The 16,853-nt window shown below is 67.0% G+C and carries 13 protein-coding genes; 8 read left to right on the top strand and 5 right to left on the bottom strand.

Features of this window, described 5'->3' with window-relative positions; all coding sequences use genetic code 11:
• Positions 1-49: 49 nt before the first annotated feature.
• The 5 genes from AC3ANN_RS13860 to AC3ANN_RS13840 all read right to left on the bottom strand — a co-directional run bounded on the left by AC3ANN_RS13860 (position 50) and on the right by AC3ANN_RS13840 (position 5,424).
• On the bottom strand, positions 50-973 hold the full coding sequence (locus AC3ANN_RS13860) for an NAD-dependent epimerase/dehydratase family protein (RefSeq protein ID WP_488337966.1): 924 nt from the start codon (positions 971-973) through the stop codon (positions 50-52).
• Between the two features lie 4 nt (positions 974-977).
• Complete coding sequence (locus AC3ANN_RS13855) at positions 978-1,949, bottom strand: GDP-mannose 4,6-dehydratase (RefSeq protein WP_488337965.1); 972 nt, start codon at positions 1,947-1,949, stop codon at positions 978-980.
• A gap of 80 nt (positions 1,950-2,029) precedes the next feature.
• On the bottom strand, positions 2,030-3,334 hold the full coding sequence (locus AC3ANN_RS13850) for a glycosyltransferase family 4 protein (RefSeq protein WP_488337964.1): 1,305 nt from the start codon (positions 3,332-3,334) through the stop codon (positions 2,030-2,032).
• Complete coding sequence (locus AC3ANN_RS13845) at positions 3,334-4,524, bottom strand: ABC transporter ATP-binding protein (protein WP_488337963.1); 1,191 nt, start codon at positions 4,522-4,524, stop codon at positions 3,334-3,336. The genes AC3ANN_RS13850 and AC3ANN_RS13845 overlap by 1 nt, the downstream gene beginning before the upstream one ends.
• Positions 4,525-5,424 (bottom strand): ABC transporter permease, encoded by a 900-nt coding sequence (locus tag AC3ANN_RS13840; RefSeq protein ID WP_488337962.1) that lies wholly within the window; start codon positions 5,422-5,424, stop codon positions 4,525-4,527.
• Positions 5,425-5,577: 153 nt separating this feature from the next.
• On the opposite strand from AC3ANN_RS13840, the gene AC3ANN_RS13835 reads away from it, so the two are divergent.
• The 8 genes from AC3ANN_RS13835 to AC3ANN_RS13800 all read left to right on the top strand — a co-directional run bounded on the left by AC3ANN_RS13835 (position 5,578) and on the right by AC3ANN_RS13800 (position 16,822).
• Positions 5,578-6,624: an FkbM family methyltransferase gene (locus AC3ANN_RS13835; protein WP_488337961.1), complete on the top strand. Its 1,047-nt coding sequence runs from the start codon at positions 5,578-5,580 to the stop codon at positions 6,622-6,624.
• Positions 6,621-8,138 (top strand): glycosyltransferase, encoded by a 1,518-nt coding sequence (locus tag AC3ANN_RS13830; RefSeq protein ID WP_488337960.1) that lies wholly within the window; start codon positions 6,621-6,623, stop codon positions 8,136-8,138. The genes AC3ANN_RS13835 and AC3ANN_RS13830 overlap by 4 nt, the downstream gene beginning before the upstream one ends.
• Positions 8,135-9,655, top strand: coding sequence for a glycosyltransferase family 4 protein (locus tag AC3ANN_RS13825; RefSeq protein WP_488337959.1), 1,521 nt, complete (start codon positions 8,135-8,137; stop codon positions 9,653-9,655). Before AC3ANN_RS13830 ends, AC3ANN_RS13825 begins: the two co-directional genes overlap by 4 nt.
• The gene (locus AC3ANN_RS13820; protein ID WP_488337958.1) at positions 9,655-12,246 is read left to right on the top strand and encodes a DUF7024 domain-containing protein; all 2,592 of its coding nucleotides are present in this window, start codon (positions 9,655-9,657) and stop codon (positions 12,244-12,246) included. The genes AC3ANN_RS13825 and AC3ANN_RS13820 overlap by 1 nt, the downstream gene beginning before the upstream one ends.
• 92 nt (positions 12,247-12,338) lie before the next feature.
• Entirely contained in the window at positions 12,339-13,490 is a 1,152-nt protein-coding gene (locus AC3ANN_RS13815; RefSeq protein ID WP_488337957.1) for a glycosyltransferase family 2 protein, read from the top strand.
• Positions 13,491-13,534: 44 nt separating this feature from the next.
• Positions 13,535-14,608: a nitroreductase family protein gene (locus tag AC3ANN_RS13810; protein ID WP_488337956.1), complete on the top strand. Its 1,074-nt coding sequence runs from the start codon at positions 13,535-13,537 to the stop codon at positions 14,606-14,608.
• A gap of 10 nt (positions 14,609-14,618) precedes the next feature.
• Positions 14,619-15,596, top strand: coding sequence for a lysylphosphatidylglycerol synthase domain-containing protein (locus AC3ANN_RS13805; protein ID WP_488337955.1), 978 nt, complete (start codon positions 14,619-14,621; stop codon positions 15,594-15,596).
• Positions 15,593-16,822 carry a polysaccharide pyruvyl transferase family protein gene (locus AC3ANN_RS13800; RefSeq protein ID WP_488337954.1) on the top strand — a complete coding sequence of 410 codons (1,230 nt, stop codon included), beginning with the start codon at positions 15,593-15,595 and terminating at the stop codon, positions 16,820-16,822. Before AC3ANN_RS13805 ends, AC3ANN_RS13800 begins: the two co-directional genes overlap by 4 nt.
• The last annotated feature ends 31 nt before the right edge of the window (positions 16,823-16,853 follow it).

Here is a 16,853-nt window from a genome sequence, read left to right as displayed (position 1 = left end):
CTCACGCGAGCAGTGGAGCGGTCCGCCTGTCAGCGGGTGCGGCTCCGCATCAGGCGCCTGCGCCGCGGACGAAATCGGCGATCGACTGCGCAACGTCGATCCGCGGCGCCCATCCGTATTCCTCGCGCAGCCTGGCCGCGGATCCCGTGATGCGCGGATTGTCGATCGCACGCAGGCGTGCCGGGTCGACGACGGTCTGGGGAACAGGGATCTCTAGGGCCGAGGCAACGAGTTCCAGAAGTTCGTTCCCCGAGCGGGCCATGCCGGAGCACACGTTGTAGACCGCGTGATCGTGGGACGGCGCCCCGGCGAGAATCAGATATGCGGCCGCGACGTCGCGCACGTCGGTGTAGTCGCGCTCAGTCGCGAGGTTGCCCACGGTCACCGGTTCTCCGGGCGCGAGCTCCCGCAGAGCCGTGGCGAGGTCAGGCACAATGAAGCCCTGATGCTGGCCGGGTCCGATGTGGTTGAAGGGTCGTGCGATGACGGTGTCGATGCCACGTCGCGCGTAGTAGCCCAGCTGCTGCTCGACGAGCAGCTTGCTCACGACATAGGGCGAGGTGGGAGCCGTCGGGGTGCTCTCATCGACCGCCTGAGACGGCATGCCCGAACCGTAGACGGCACCCGAGCTCACGCCGACCAGCCGCGGCGGCGCATCCCAGCCGAGCATGGCCTCGCACATGAGTGTGACCATGGCGCTGTTGGTCTCGAGGTACTCCTGTGGACGGTCGAACGACGGCGCGACGGCCGCAAGTCCGGCCAGGTGGATCACAGCATCGGCGCGCAGCGACGCCGGCCACTGCTCGGCCAAGTCCCCCGCGTAGTACTCGGAGAGGAGAGGCGAGAGCTCGGAGCCGGGCTCCGCAGCGCGCGACAGGCCTACGACGCGCCACCCGCCCTCGACGGCGAGTCGGGCGAGGTGTCGGCCGACGAATCCGTCGACGCCGGTGACAGCGAGGGTGCGCTGTGCCACGAGACTACGCCGCGGGAGTGTTGAGCGCGATGTCGTGGGCGACCATGAGCTTCACCATCTGCTCGAAGCTCACTTCGCGTGTCCAGCCGAGCACGCTCTCCGCCTTGGCGGGGTTGCCGAGCAGGATGTCGACCTCGGCGGGGCGCAGGAATGCAGGGTTCTGCCTCACGAGCGGCCGCCAGTCCTCGATCCCGATCTCCGCGAATGCAAGGGTGAGGAAGTCCTCGATCGACTGCGTTTGACCGGTCGCGAGCACGAAGTCGTCGGGGGTGTCGTGCTGAAGCATCTGCCACATCCCGCGCGTGTAGTCGCCCGCGTAGCCCCAGTCGCGCTTGGGCCAGAGGTCGCCGAGCTCGATGTGGGACTGCAGGCCGAGGTGGATGCGGGCGACGGCGTCCGTGATCTTGCGGGTGACGAACTCGCGGCCGCGCCGTTCACCCTCGTGGTTGAACAGGATGCCGCAGGACACGAACATCCCGTAGCTCTCGCGATAGTTCTTCGCGATCCAGTGCCCGTAGAGCTTGGCGACGCCGTAAGGGCTGCGAGGGTGGAAGAGCGAGTCTTCGTCGTATCCCGCGCCGGGCCGGTTGTAGTCGAGGCCACCGAACATCTCACTCGTCGAGGCCTGGTAGAAGCGCGTGCGCTCAGCACGCCCCGTCAGCCGGACCGCTTCGAGCAGGTTGAGCACGCCCTTGCCTGTCACGTCGAGCGTCAGCGTCGGGTTCGTGAACGAGAAGCCCACGTGGCTGACAGCGGCGAGGTTGTACACCTCGTCGGGGTCGCTGATCTCGATGGCGCGCACGAGCGACGTGGGATCCGCGAGGTCGCCCTCGATGAGCGTGACGTCGGGGAACTCCGCCTCCACCGAAGCCTTGCGCGGATTGTTCTGCCCACGGACGAGGCCGAAGACCTCATAGTCCTTCTCGCTCAGCAGCTGGGCCAGGTGCCCACCGTCCTGGCCAGTGATGCCCGTCACGAGGGCCCGTCGTCGCTGTGCCGTCACCTGTTCGTCTCCTGTTGAGTACCGGCGAGACAGGACGCTTCGCCTCGTCAATCCTAGGATGTGCGCCGCGCGTCGCCCGACTCGGCCTCCAGGGCCGCCGCCACTCGCTCGGTGAAGCGCTCCTGCGTGAAGAAGGCGACCTGGTCGGCCGCGTGCTCGGCGAGCGAGGCGCGAAGCTCGGCATCCGTCACGATCCGCACCAGCGCATCGGCGATCTCGTCGGTGTCCCTCGGGTCGGTCACGTAGAGGGCGGCTTCGCCGCCGGCCTCTGGCAGAGCACCGACCCGGCTCGTCACGACGGGCTTGCCGTAGGCGAGTCCTTCGAGCACCGGCAGTCCCAGGCCCTCGTACAGGGACGGGAAGACGACGGCGTTGCAGTTCGCGAGCAGCACATGCTTCTTGGCCTCGCTCACCCGCCCGGTGAAGACGATGTCCTGCCGCACGTCGCGGCGCAGCGCGCGGTAGTGCTCATCGATCTCGGCGAAGCTCTCGCCGGGTGACCCGACGATGACGAGCGGCATGGCGATGCGGGGATGCGCGATACGGAAGGCGTCGATCAGACGCACGAGGTTCTTTCGCGTTTCCAGCGCCGAGATGAAGAGCAGGTAGCGCCCGGGTTCGAGCAGTTCGTTGTCGAGGATCGCTGCCTGTTCGGACTCGGGCACGGGAGCGCCGACGGGGTGTGCGACGCCGTAGACCTCGTACACGCGCGCATCCGGTCGACGCTCTTGCACCTTGGCGGACGTATCGCGCGAGATCGAGAGAAGGAAGTCGCTGCCGCGGATCGCCGTCGTGATGGATTGACGGAAGCGCTCGCGGGTGCCTTCCCCGATCTCGCTCAGCTCCAGCGGCATGAAGTCGTACATCACCTGAGCGAGCCTGGCGGGTCGCACCTGCCGCGCCGTGAGCGGGAGGGGAGCACCCGCGATGACGAGATCGGCGCCCGCTTTGCGCGCGGCACGGCGCACGAGCCAGCGGAAGATCCTCAGGCGACGCAGGTGGAAGAACAGGTAGAGCAGGGGAGTGTTCAGGACGAAGGCTGCGCCGCCGAACAGGCGATTCGGCTCACCCTGGGGCGGCCGGATGACCTGCCGCCGCAAGGGCGCGCCTCGCAGCCCCTGTGAGAACGCGAGGATCATGCCGTTCTTGAGCCCGCCGGCTTGGGTGAGGATCGTCGAGTCCCCGGAGGCGAGATACTCGACGGCCTGCTCATAGGGGTCGCGTCCGTCCGGCACGAACCCGGTGAGCACGCCGACCTCGTGCCCGGCGGCGGCGGCACCTGCGACCACGGAGCGCACGATGCCGGCGATTCCGCGACCCTCCTCTTCGAACTGCGGGGCGACGATCAGGATGCGCATCAGTGCAGCTCGATCCGGGCGGCGGCGTACACCGGGCCGTCGTTGAGCTTCAGGCCTTGCACAGCGAAGGAGCCGGCGCGGCTCAACTCGCCGATGGGCAGGTCGTCGGCATCGCGCACGCTGAGCGCCACGTGGTACTCCCCGCCGCCCACCCAGAGCTCCGGCACCGCGACGGTGAAGCGTTGCGTGCCGGTCTCGACGGGAAGGTCGAGTCGGAGGTGCTCGCGCGAGTCGATCGAGGTGTAGACGGTTCCGAGGGCGTCCTCGATGGTTACGCGGAACGCCCAGCCGGGCACGGGTTCGGGGAAGTCGACGACGCAGTCGAGGCGGATCCCGCCACCCGGCGTGAGCTTCGCGCCGTCCGTCAGAGCCTGGCCGACGGCATCCGAGACGTGCACGGCACCGAGTCCGGCCGCATGGGGCGAGCGCGCCGCCGACTCCTGGCGTGCCGAGTCGATCGCCGGCTGGTAGAAGTCGTGGAGTGTCGCCAGTGCCACGTCGGGCTCGTCGTCGGCGATGACGCGACCGTGCTGCAGCAGGATCGCGCGGTCGCACAGGTCGGCCACCTGTGCGGGCGCGTGTGACACGAAGACGATGGTGCGGCCCTCCCGCTGGAAGCGGCGGATGCGCTGCATGCACTTCGCCTGGAAAGGCTCGTCGCCGACCGCGAGCACTTCGTCGACGAGCAGGATGTCGGGGTCGACGTGCACCGCGATGGCGAACGCGAGCCGCACGTACATGCCAGACGAGTAGAACTTCACTTGAGTGTCGATGAATTCGCCGATCTCGGAGAATTCGACGATCTCCTCGAAGTAACGCTTCGTCTCGGCTTGCGACAACCCCAGCACCGACGCGTTGAGGAAGACGTTCTCGCGGCCCGAGAGGTCGTTGTGAAAGCCCGCGCCGAGTTCGAGCAGGGCGGCGATGCGCCCGCGCGTGGCGACCAGCCCCTCGTTGGGAGCGAGGATGCCGCCGATGAGCTTGAGGAGGGTCGACTTGCCGGAGCCGTTGGGACCGACGAGCCCCACGGATTCGCCGGACGAGATCGCGGCCGACACGTGGTCGAGCGCCGTGAAGGTCTCGGTGTGCAGTCGCCCCTGGCGCGAGTTCACGATCGCCTCTTTCAGCGACTTCTGCTTGCGGATCGTGAAGGTCTTGACGACGTCTTCGACGCGGATGACTTTGGTCACTCAGAGCTCCTGGGCGAAATCGCGCTGCAGCCGATCGAACACACGCTGACAGATGAACAGCACCACCAGACCCACGGCGAGGGCGATGAGCAAGGCCAGTTTGAGCCCGTCGGGGAACATCTCGTCGGCGCCCTTGCTCCACATGACGCTCTGAATGCCGAATACGGCGAGCGTGACCGGGTTGAACAGGTAGATCTGGGTGAAGAGCTCCGGCATCACGTCCTTCACCATCGCGAAGCTGTAGACGATGGGCGAGAACCAGAAACCGATCATAAGCGCCAGCTCGACGAGGTAGGTCATGTCGCGCAGATACACGTTCACGGCGCTGAGCACGAACGCCAGCGCGAGCGCCCACGTCAGCGTGACGAGGATGGCGAGGGGCAATGCGATGAAGTTCTCGAGGTTCACACCACCGGTGAGGAGAGTCGCGGCCAGCAGGATGACGAACTGCAGTGCGAAGTTGAACAGTGCCGAGCCGACCGTCGCCAAGGGGAAGATCTCGCGGGGCAGATGCACCTTCTTGATGAGCGCGGCGTTCGCCACCATCGTCCCGGTGCCCTGACCCACGATCTCGCTGAACAGGCCCCAGATGGCGAGGCCCGCGAAGATGAAGACCGCGAAGTCGGGGATGCCGCGAGCGGCGCCCAGGAACTGGCCGAGGACCAGGTAGTACATGCCGAGTTGCACAAGAGGCCGGGCGATGCTCCACAGCATGCCCAGCACCGAGTCCTTGTACTTGGCCCGGATCTCCCGACGTGTGAGGAGGCCGAGGAGCTCCCGGTTCGCGAAGAGCTCGCGCACGGATCCCCACGTGCCGCGCATGACGCCGACGGTGGGCGTGACCTCGCGCCAAGGAGCGTCGGCGAGTCGGTTCTCCCGCTCGGCCGCGGCGTCTTCCACGTGGATCCTCTCGTCGCGTCCCGGGCCGCACGAGGCCCTGCGCCGGGGCGGGTGCCGCCGGCGCGCCGCCACAAGTCTAGGCGGCCGATCCGCGGGCTTGAGCGGGCCGTTCACCCGGCGTTCACCAGGTTTGCCCCTTGATAGGATTCGTCGGTGACCGACGACTCCTTCATCTCGTACGGCCAGAATCACGAGGATGTCGTGTTGTGGCGTGCGGTGGGCGACGTTGTCGCAGGGCGCTACGTGGAGGTAGGAGCGAACCACCCGACGCTCGATTCGATCACGCGTGCCTTCTACGATCGCGGCTGGAGCGGACTGACGATCGAGCCGGTTCCCGCGTTCGCGTCACTGCACCGCGAGGAGCGCCCTCGCGACCGGCAGATCGAGGCCGCGGTGACGGACGCGGAAGGCGACGAGGTCACGTTGCACGTGTTCCCGGGGACCGGCCTGTCGACGCTCGTCGACGACATCGAGTCGCGCCATGTCGACGACGGCAGGACTCCAGATGAGCTCACCGTGCGGACGGCGCGACTCGACACGCTCCTGCAGCAGACGGGATGGGGCGGCAGCGACATCCAGTTCCTCGTCGTGGACGTCGAAGGAGCCGAGGCGCGCGTGCTGTCGACGATCGATTTCACGGTCTGGCGGCCGTGGGTGCTCGTGATCGAGGCGACACTGCCGAACAGCACCGAGTCCTCCGCCGAGGAGTGGGAGCCTCGCGTGCTCGCCGCGGGCTACGAGTTCTGCCTGTTCGACGGGGTCTCGCGGTTCTATGTGGCGAAGGAGCACCTCGACCTCAAGCCGGCGCTGTCCTATCCCGCGTGCGCGCTCGACGACTTCCGCGCCTACCGCGAGAAGGCGCTGTCCGACGGGCTGGCCGACGAGTTGGCGAGGGTGACGAGCCACTTCACCGCAGAGCTCGAGGCCCGAGACGCCGCGTTCGACGCCGAACTGGCGCACTTGACCGACCAGGTTCTCTTCTGGCGTGCCCGCGCACTCACCTCGTGGGCCGAGGCGATGGTCGCCGAGGCGTCTCCGTCGGCCGCGCCCTCCGCCGAACTCGCTGCGGCCCGTGACGAGATCCACCGGCTGCTCACTCATATCCACGTCATGGAGGGAACGGTCTCGTGGCGCGTCACGGCGCCCCTGCGCGCCGTGCGCAACGCGCAGTTCGCGATCACCGGACGGCGGAGTCGATGACGCCCGCACCAGACGCGACTTCCACGAAAGTCGAGCCGGCAGCCAGACTGCTGCTTGCGCTCGCCGAGCGCCTGCGCGAGGCGGGCCGTCATTCGCTGTCGGCGTTGCCGGCTGCGGCACACGACCCCGACCCCGCACGAGCCGCAGCGGCACTGCTCCCGGCGCTCGTCGATGCCGCGGTCCCGTCGGCCGCGGCGCCCGAACGCTGGCTGCTGTTCACGGCGGTGCACACGCGCTATCCAGGCACGGCCGAGTTCCTGAGATTCTCCCGCGCGCTCCAGTCCCAGAGTCGCGAGGACTCCATCGAAGCGCTGCTGCTCAGCTGCCTGCGCACCCCCGGCCCGTACGTCGCGGCGGGTATGCGCGTGGTCACCGACGAGCCTGTCGTAGAGGTCTACACCGCGGCGACGTCCGATTACGTGAGCGGTATACAGCGGGTCGTGCGCGAGACGGTGCCCCGGTGGGCGTCCCAAGCCCCGATCGTCCTCGCCCGTTGGAACGACGAGCACTTCGCGCTCCAGTCGCTCACCGCGCAGGAGTCGGCGCGCGCCGTCGGGATGGATCGCTCCGACGCCGCATCCGCAGAACCTGAGCTGATCGTGCCCTATCGCACCGACGTGGTCTTCGTCGATGCGCCACGCGGTGGCAAAGCCGACGGATGGGCAGCGATGGCGCGGTTCTCGGGCAACCGGGTGCACCACGTCGGCTACGACCTCATTCCTCTCACGAGCGCCGACCTGCGCGAGCACGGAGAGTCGGTCGATTCCACCGCCTTGATCTCGGTGATCAAGCACTCGCACTCGGTGGCATGCATCTCGGAGGCGACGGCAGCCGAGTTCGCCGGGTACGTCCAGGCGCTCCCCGCCCAGGGCCTCAACGGGCCTCAGGTTCGCGCCGTACCACTCCCCGAGGTGACTGTGCCACGCGGTACGCGCGTCGGCGTCCCTGAGCGTGGCACGGGTGGACATGTGGTCATCGCGTGCCCCGGCACTCGCGAGAAGCACAAGAACCACGAGGCCATCCTGTGGGCGGCGGAGCGTCTGTGGCGCGACGGGCTCGAATTCGAGTTGCGCTTCATGGGCCGCATGGGGCGCGACCACTCGTCGTTCCTGGGCGTGCAGAACCACCTCATCACGCGCGGCCGGCGCATCGTCGAGCTGGGGCCGGTGAGTGACGGTGTCCTCTGGGACGAGCTCGCGCGCGCCGATGCCGTGGTGTTCGCCTCGTTGCAGGAAGGCTTCGGGCTCCCCGTGGTCGAGGCCCTGTCGGTCGGCACTCCCGTGATGACGACGTCCTATGGAAGCCAGGGCGAGATCGCCCGCGGCGGCGGCTGCTTGACGGTCGATCCTCGCGACGATGAGTCGATGACCGAGGGGCTGCGGCGGCTCGTGAGCGAGCCGGAGCTGCGTGCACGGCTGCGCGCCGAGATCCCCGCGAGGCCGCAGCGCAACTGGGACGACTACGCCGGCGAGCTGTGGCGGTTCTTCTTCGGCAGCGGGGTGAGCACCCGGTGATCCGTCGTGCGCGCCGGCCGTCCACAGGCGGCCGAGCAGGATCTGCAGCGTCCCTGACCGAACTGCTCGGCGTCAAGCTGCCTGCCGTTCGGCTTTCGGCGCTCGCCGACGCACTCGGAAAGCCACTGCCGACGGGCAGCGTCGACGAGGCGGTGGCGGCCCTCGTCGATCCTGCGGACTGGTCGCAGGTGTGGCTCGCCCTGGCAGTGCTGTCGGGCCGCCTTCCCGACGAGGCGGTGGTCACGCGGCTCGCCCGCGAGGCCGAGTTCGAGCCGCTGGGACTTGCGAAGGCGATCGTGGCGCAGCTGCCTGCAGGCAACGCCGTGCGCACCGTCCGGGTCGTGTCGGGTGTCGTCGTCGATGTCGGCAACACGGCCGCTGCGACCTTCACCACCGGCATCCAGCGGGTCGTTCGGGAGACCGTGAGCCGGTGGCTGGTTGCGCACGACGACATCGTGCCCGTCGCGTGGACCGCGGACTTCGAGGCGATGCGCACGCTCACCCGGAGCGAAGCAGCCGCTTTCGGGATCGATGACCCCTCGCTGCCCATCGATGCGGAAGACGCCGACCTCGTGGTGCCATGGCGAGCGACGATGACGACGGCCGAGCTCGCCGCCGAGCCGCAGCGCAGCACGCGCATGCGTGCGCTGAGCCGCTTCAGCGGGAATCCGTCGGGCTCGATCGCCTACGATCTCGTGCCCATCGTCGCGGCCGAGACGACTGCCACGGGAATGGCGGATGTGTTCGCCCGCCACCTCACGGCGTTGCGCTACAACCGCCGCATCGCCACCATCTCTCACTCGGTGGCAGGCGAGTACGAGGGCTGGAAGTCGGGGTTGCGCGCCGTCGGCATCGTTGGGCCCGACATCGTCGGGGTGCCCTTGCCCGCCGTGGCCGGTGCGGTGAGCGACGCCGACCTCGCCGAGGCTCGGCAGTCGCTCACGATCGCATCGTTGCCGATGGTGCTCGTGGTCGGATCGCACGAGCCGCGCAAGAACCACCTTCCCCTGCTGGAGGCTGCGGAGCGGCTGTGGCGGGAGGGCATGCGCTTCTCGCTCGTCTTCATCGGCGGGCGATCATGGGGCGGTGCGGAGTTCGCGGGTCGTGCCGAGGAGCTCGTCGCCGCGGGACGGGCGCTGCAGATCGTCTCCGGCGCATCGGACGAGCTCATCTGGGCGGCCTACCGGCTTGCGCGGTTCACGATGTTCCCCTCCTTCTACGAGGGGTTCGGCCTTCCGGTGGCGGAGTCCCTCGCGTCGGGCACCGCGTGCATCACGTCGGGATTCGGCAGTATGAAGGAGATCGCCGAGGGCGGCGGCGCCCTCCTGGTCGACGCCTACTCCGACGACGACATACGCGAGAAGATGCGCCTGCTGCTGACGGATGACGCGCTGCTCCAGCGCCTGCGCGCTGAGGCCGCCGCCCGCCCGCCGCGCACCTGGGACGACTACGCGACGGATCTCTGGAACGAGCTCGTGGTGCCGCTTCGCGCCGGCCTGCCGGAGTCTTCGACGTGATGCTCGGACTGATCCTGCTGCTGGCATGCGTGGCCATCTGTGCGGGCTACGCGTGGGTCAGCGCGCTCCTTCACGGCCATTGGATGCTCGTACGCGACGCAGCCTTGGGGATCTCGTTCTTCCTGTTCGCATTCATGGTGGTCGCCGAGTCGCTGTTTGCGATCAACGACTACTCGCTAGGGCTCACTCTGCTTCTGGTGGCGCTCATAGCCGCGGCCGCGGCCGCGCTCCTCATGATTCGCCGTGGGCCGGATTTCTCGGCGTGGTCGTGGCGGGCGCGCTCTCGCCACGGATCGTGGATGCTCCTCGGCATCGTCGTGGTGGCACTCGGGCTGACGGCGATCAAGTTCGGCTTCTTCGGAATGGGACAGGACGAGGGCGTCTACCAGACGCACGCACTGCTGCTCATGAACGGGGTGGACGACGCACTCGTGTGCTGGTCGGAAGAGTTCGCTGCGGTGGGAGATCTGGCCGACGATCTCGTGCGCGCCGATCTGGCCGATCAGCGGCTCGGCGGCGGATTCTACTCAGGCTGGAATCAGCTGCGGTTCGGCACATGGTCGGGCGTCGACCCCGACGAGATGTGCGGGATCTACCACGGGATCCCGAACTTCCCCGCGTTGCTCTCACTGTCAGGGATGATCTTCGGCGCCGCCGGCATGATGGCCATCCTCACGGTGGCGTACATCCTCACCATCGTGCTGCTCTACCTGACGCTCGACCGCAACCTGCGGCTGTCGAAGCTGACGACAGGAATCGCATGCGGCGCGTTCGCGCTCTCGCCACTTGTGCTGTGGGTGTCGAAGACCTCGCTCACCGAGATCTTCCTCGCCCTCATCATGACGGTGTTCCTCTATCTCGCGACGAGCGAGAGCGCGACGATCAAGGCGCTCACGTGGGTGCCCGTGGCGGCGTTCTCCTTCTTCCACGTCAGCATCTATACGCTGATGCCGGTCTTCGTCGTCATCGCGATCTACGTGATGGTGACCACGCGCACTGTCGGCACGCTGGTCTCCGCCCTCCTGGCAGTACTCGCGTTCGGCGCCGGTGCGCTCGCGATGACGCGTACCTCGCCCCAGTACTCATTCGACAACTATCGCCACGTGACCGGCATCTTCGGGCGGGAAACGTCCGCTGCGGGGCTCTACCCCATCATCGCAGTCGTCGTCGTCGCGACTCTCCTGGGCATCGTCTTCGTCTGGATGCTGGTGCGCAGTCGCTTTGGCGAAAGATTGGCCGAGGCGACTGCGACCCAGCGTCGCTGGGCCTCGTGGCTCGTGCCGACGGCGATCATCGGCTGCCTCGCCGTGATCGCGTACCGATGGTGGCGGTTCGCTGCCGTCGCTCCCGACGACGGCGATCGCGACGCGTGGTTCAAGGGTCGAGGTCTGCTTGAGGCTGCACCCCAGCTCTCGCTGTTCGCCTTCGCCTTCTCAGTCGGATTCGTCCTCCTCGGTGTTGCGATCGTCGGACTCACCGTCTGGCACCGGAAGCTGCTCCGCGATGACGCGCGGCGACAGCGCTATTGGGTGATCGCGATCGCGTTCGTCTACTGCGTGATGCTCTACGCAGCCTTCCTGCGGCCTTCGCTCCGGTACTACTACTACTTCGCGAGATACCTCGCACCGTTCGTCCCCGTGGTGCTGCTCGCCGCGGCGATCTGCCTCAACCGTCTTCGCGTGCGGTGGCAGTCCGTCGTGGCCGTTCTGACGGTTGCGGCAATGGTGCCGTTCGTCCCCGCGCTGGTGCGTGGCGCCGACATGATCAACATGGACTTCCAGGCTCTCGGGGAGGTGCGCGCCGAGGTCGACCGGCTGCCGGACGACGCGGTGGTCGTCGTGCAGGACGGCAGACTGTGTCAGACGCTCTGTCTCACCCTTCAGGGCACGCAACAGAACCCCGTCTTCCGCCAGTCGACGTTCGAGTCCGTCCTCGCGGCAGGAGACTTCGAGAAGTCCGGCCCCGCCGTGCTGATCACGCAGGACGAGATCGCGGGTGCCACACCACTCTTCGCTACTTCCGCTCAACTGCAGCGCATGGACTACATGGACGGCGCCGACGACACGATCCACCTCCTCAACCTGCTCGCGCCGGCGGCGGACGGCCGATACCCCGTTCGCATCTATGCGCTCGACGACATCGACGCCATGGCGGGAGCGACCGCGCTCGTTCCAGGTCAAGCAGCCGCCTTCGGAGTCGGGCGGTTCTCGGCCGCCATGCTCCGCGAAGGGTGGTCAGAACCCGAGGAATGGGGCACGTGGACCGACCAGGAGCGAGCTGAAGCATCGCTTCGGCTTCCTGACCATATTCAAGGCGACGTGCATCTGAGTCTCAGCGTGCAGGCGTATGTGCCGCCTGGCCACGATCCACAGCGGGTTCGGATACGCGCGGGCGACGCGCCCCTCGGAGAATGGATCGTCGGCGACCAGATGACGATCCAGGTCACCGTGCCCGGATCGGCCGTCGTCGATGACGCCGTCGCTCTCACTTTCGAACTGCCCGACGCGATCTCGCCGGCGGAGGCCGGAGTCTCGACCGACGGTCGCAAGCTCGGCATCGGGCTGCACAGCATCATTCTCACCGCTCCCTGATGCGACGGCGCCCAGGCGTCGGGGCGGCGACGAACGGCGGGTAGACTTGGGCGTCGGCGTGGCGGGCCGCCCCAAGGATAAGAGAGTGATACATGCGAGTCTTCGTCCAGGTGCCGTGCCTCAACGAGGAGGCGACGCTGCCCCTCGTGCTGAAGAGCATCCCGAAGCAGATCGTCGGCGTCGATGAGGTTCACGTCCTCGTCGTCGACGACGGCTCGACGGACCGGACGGTGGAGGTCGCTCGCGAGCTGGGCGTCGAGCACTTCGTCTTCCACACGCGCAACATGGGGTTGGCGCGATCATTCCGCGATGGAGTGGACTATGCGCTCCAGCATGGCGCCGACATCGTCGTCAACACCGACGGCGACAACCAGTATCCGCAGGAGCGGATCGCGGACCTCGTACGACCCATCCTGAACGGCGAAGCCGATATCGTCGTCGGCGACCGCCAGACCAAGACGATCGAACACTTCTCGCCGTTCAAGAAGCTCATGCAGAACGTCGGCAGCACGATCGTCAATTTCGCCGCAGAGACCGACCTCCCCGACGCCGCGAGCGGGTTCCGTGCGTACTCCCGCGAGTCACTCATCCGGCTCAACGTCGTGACGCAGTTCAGCTACTGCATGGAGACGATCATCCAGGCCGGCAACAAGCGCCTCCGTATCGCGAGCGTCGCCGTCAAGACCAACCCCAAGACGCGCGAGTCGAGGCTGTTCAAGAACATCTTCCAGCACATGGGTCGTTCCGGTCAGGCGATCATGCGCAGCTACATCATGTTCAAGCCGCATGCGGTGTTCCTCACGATGGCAGCGCTCTTCTTCCTAGGGGCCGTCATCCCCTTCGGAAGGTTCCTGGCGCTCTCGTGGCTCGGGATCGCCGGTGACCACATTCAATCGCTCATCTTCGGCTCTGGGATGCTCGTGGGCGCGCTGCTCAGCGTCGCACTGCTGGTCATCTCCGACATGCTGCGGACGAATCGGACGCTGGTCGAAGACGCACTCGAGCGCATCAAGCTCCTGCAGTACGCGCCTGATCGCATCGTCGACCCGACGACGGTGACCTCGGCGGATGCCTCCCACCACCCCTCGCTGCCGGTGAGCGCCGATGCGGTCGAAGCGCTCTTGACGCGGAACGACCTGCGCGAGCCGGTCGAGGATCCGGCCGACGTCGTCGTCGCACGCGAGTACGAGGCGGATCGCACTGACGACGCGCGTCTCAGCGCCCCCGAATCCGCATCGCGCTGACCCGGCCCATCCGTCCGTCTGTCCGAACCCACGGGAGATCCCGCGTGCTGAACACGCTCAAGCGCATCGCCAAGAATCTGCTCGCGATCACCTGGATCCGGCGTGTCTACGAAGTCGTGAACCGCGTCGTCCTCGAGACCTTCGGCTCCAGCCGGTTCTTGACGTACTTCTGGTACCTCGTGAGCTTCGTCACGTTCAACCGCGAGCAGTCCGCCGTCCTGCGCGGTAGGCGCGACTACTACCGCAACAAGCATCGCGACCGTGTGACGCACGTCGAACTGCGCCGCAACGTTCACCGGCTCGAGAAGGGACTCATCATGCGTCCCCGTCGCGACGTGTTCGCGCGCGATTACATCACCGAGACCATCGAGTTCTACGAGGAGGCCGTCACGCAGTGCCGGGTGTCTCCGGGGACTATGGAGCAGAGCGAGATGGACTGGGCACACGACGTGCTCACCGAGTACTTCCGCGTGGCGGTGGGAGCCGATGCCACCGTCCAGGCGGCCCGCGAGCGATTCGAGTCGGCTGAATATCCCGGCCAGTTCACCGGCAAGATCCCGTATGTGAAGCGGCCGCTGTCCGAGGTCGACTACGAGTCGCTGGAGTCGCTCGTGATGCAGCGTCGCAGCGTGCGATGGTTCGAGGAACGCGAGGTCCCGCGCGACCTCGTTGACAAGGCCCTGCTCCTGGCACGACAGGCGCCGACCGCCTGCAACCGGCTCCCGTACGAGTTTCGCATCTTCGACGATCCCGAGCAGGTCAGAAGCGTCTCGTCGATTCCGTTCGGGACCGCCGGCTACGGGCACAACATCCCCGCAATCGCCGTTGTCGTCGGGAAGCTGGAGTCGTACTTCAGCCCTCGCGACCGCCACGCTATCTACGTCGACAGCTCCCTCGCGGCCATGCAGTTCATGCTCGGCCTGGAGACGCTGGGTCTCAGCTCGTCCGTCATCAACTGGCCGGACTTCGAGCCTCTCGAGCGCAAGATGCAGAAGACGCTGGGGCTGGCGCTCACCGACCGCGTCGTGATGCTCATCGCGATCGGCTACGCGCACCCCGAGGGTATGGTGCCGTACTCCCAGAAGAAGGAACTCGACACCTTCCGGCGTTACAACTGATCGATCCGAGATGACCGAGGCAGCACCGTCGCCGCGCTGGGCCAAGCGCGCCATTCGCTGGGCGGTCACCGTCCTGATCCTCGGCGTGGTCGCGTACTTCTTCGCGGTCGCGCTGTGGGCGAACTGGGATCGCATCGCCGCCGAGCACCTTGCGTTCGACCCGCTGTGGATTGTCGCGACGATCATGTTCGCGATCGCCGTCCCCGTCACGGGTCTGCTGTGGGGACGGATGGTCCGGCTGCTGGATCGGGTCGCCGAGGGCCGCGTCACCCGCGTCGAGGCGATCGTGGTGCAGTGCGCCTCTTGGCTCCTGAAGTACATCCCGGGCCAAGTCGGCTCCGTCGTCAACAAGGTCGTCTGGGCGGGCAAGAAGGGCGTGAGCCGTTCGCTCGTGGCCATCACCTTCGTCTACGAGAACGTGTTCCTGCAGATCGCGTCCATCGTCCCGAGCGTGGTGATCCTCCTTGCGAGCCTCGGGCCACAGATCTTCGGCGACAACGCCACCCTCCTCGTCCTTCCCCTGCTCGTGCTCGTGCCGATGGTGGCCGTGGGATACAAGCCGTTCTTCCACGCCCTCGTGAACGTCCCCGCGCGGCGGGTGCTCAAGAGCGAGGTGCCGCCGGACTATTTCCTCACCTCGTGGCAGGCGGTGCGCTTCTCGTTCGAGTTCCTCGGCCCGCGCATTCTGAACGGCATCGGCTTCGTCATCCTCGCCGCAACCGTGGCCGACATCGGACCCGAGCACTGGCTGCCGTTCGCGGCGGCGTACGTCCTGGCAGGTGCTGTCGGCATCCTCGCCTTCTTCGTGCCGAGCGGTCTGGGTGTCCGCGAGGCGATCATCGTACTCATCCTGAGTCAGTACATCCCCGTTCCGGAGGCGATCGTCATCAGCCTGCTGGCACGACTGCTCAGCACGCTCGGCGACGGCCTGGTCGCCATCCTCTATGTCGGCCTGCGCCGCACCATCCCCAAGGAGTACCGTCCATGACAGGTCCCCGCATCACGATCGTCGGTTCCGCCCTGTCGGGTAACAAGGGGGCATCGGCGATGCTCGAGGCCGCCATGCAGACCCTCGGTGAGCGACTGGACGACCCGCGGTTCGTGCTGCTGAGCATGTACCCGGCGGAAGATGCCGCGCAGAACGTGTACCCGAACCTGGAGATCGTCCCAGCCGCGCCGCGCCAGCTCGGCGTGACGATCAACACGCTCGCCCTCGCCTATCGACTCCTGCCGTTCCTCCGGCGCGTACTCCGCACGCGGTCGCGCGCCATCCGGGCGCTTGTGGAGTCCGACGTGCTGCTCGATCAGGGGGGCATCACGTTCACCGACGGACGTGAGAAGTTCCTGCTCTACAACGTGGCGTCGATCCTTCCCGCGCTGAACACCCGCACGCCGGTGTTCAAGTGCGCGCAGGCCGTCGGCCCCTTCAAGAACCCGGTCAACAGATGGGCGTCCAAGACCTTCCTGCCGAGAGTGCGCACGATCGTGACGCGGGGACGGATCACCCACGAGTTCGCAGAGGGACTCGGGTTGACGAACATCGTGGCCGGTGCCGACTACGCCTTCTCGCTGGAGCTCGACGGCACCGAGCACGACGCGGTCCGAGAGCAGTTCGACATGTCCTTCTTCGACGGCGATGTTGTGGGAGTGTGCCCCAGCGTCGTACTGCAGAAGAAGGTGGACGCGCGCAGCGGCGACTACATCGGGCAGCTCGTCTTCTTCATCGAATCGCTCCGCGCGCAGGGTAAGCGTGTCCTGCTGGTACCGCACAGCGTGCGCACCGGGACCGACAAGACGCACAACAACGACCTCCCGCTGTGCCGCGAGATCCATTCCCGCCTGCGACCTGGCGATGACCTGCTCTTCATCGATCAAGAACTGTCGTCTCAGCAGCTCCGGTACGTCATCGGCCGCTGCTCGTTGTTCGTGGCGAGCCGGTTCCACGCGATGGTGTCGTCTCTTGCGATGGCCGTGCCGACGCTCGTCATCGGCTGGAGCCACAAGTACCGGGAGGTGCTCGAGATGTTCGAGCTGGAGCAATGGGCATTCGGGCATGACCAGCTGACTCGGGAGAACCTGAGTGAGCGATTCGCCGCGCTGGATGCCGCACGAGCGGAGGTCAAAGCCAAGCTCGACGCGCATCTTCCGGATGTCAAGGCGCGGTCGGTCATGCAGGCCGACCTCATCGCGGCCCTCGTCGGCGGAGCGCGATGACGCCGCGTGGGCGCTGCAGAGCCGGGATACG

The organism is Microbacterium sp. STRO-2N (assembly GCF_057747775.1).
The sequence above is the reverse complement of the archived record's forward strand: the minus strand, read 5'-3'. Positions and strand labels throughout refer to the sequence as shown.

Excerpts from the sequence above, each read along its gene's own strand:
- AC3ANN_RS13830 (WP_488337960.1), top strand. The coding sequence starts at position 6,621 with ATGACGCCCGCACCAGACGCGACTTCCACGAAAGTCGAGCCGGCAGCC.
- AC3ANN_RS13850 (WP_488337964.1), bottom strand. The coding sequence starts at position 3,334 with ATGCGCATCCTGATCGTCGCCCCGCAGTTCGAAGAGGAGGGTCGCGGA.
- AC3ANN_RS13815 (WP_488337957.1), top strand. The coding sequence starts at position 12,339 with ATGCGAGTCTTCGTCCAGGTGCCGTGCCTCAACGAGGAGGCGACGCTG.
- AC3ANN_RS13820 (WP_488337958.1), top strand. The coding sequence starts at position 9,655 with ATGCTCGGACTGATCCTGCTGCTGGCATGCGTGGCCATCTGTGCGGGC.
- AC3ANN_RS13800 (WP_488337954.1), top strand. The coding sequence starts at position 15,593 with ATGACAGGTCCCCGCATCACGATCGTCGGTTCCGCCCTGTCGGGTAAC.
- AC3ANN_RS13805 (WP_488337955.1), top strand. The coding sequence starts at position 14,619 with ATGACCGAGGCAGCACCGTCGCCGCGCTGGGCCAAGCGCGCCATTCGC.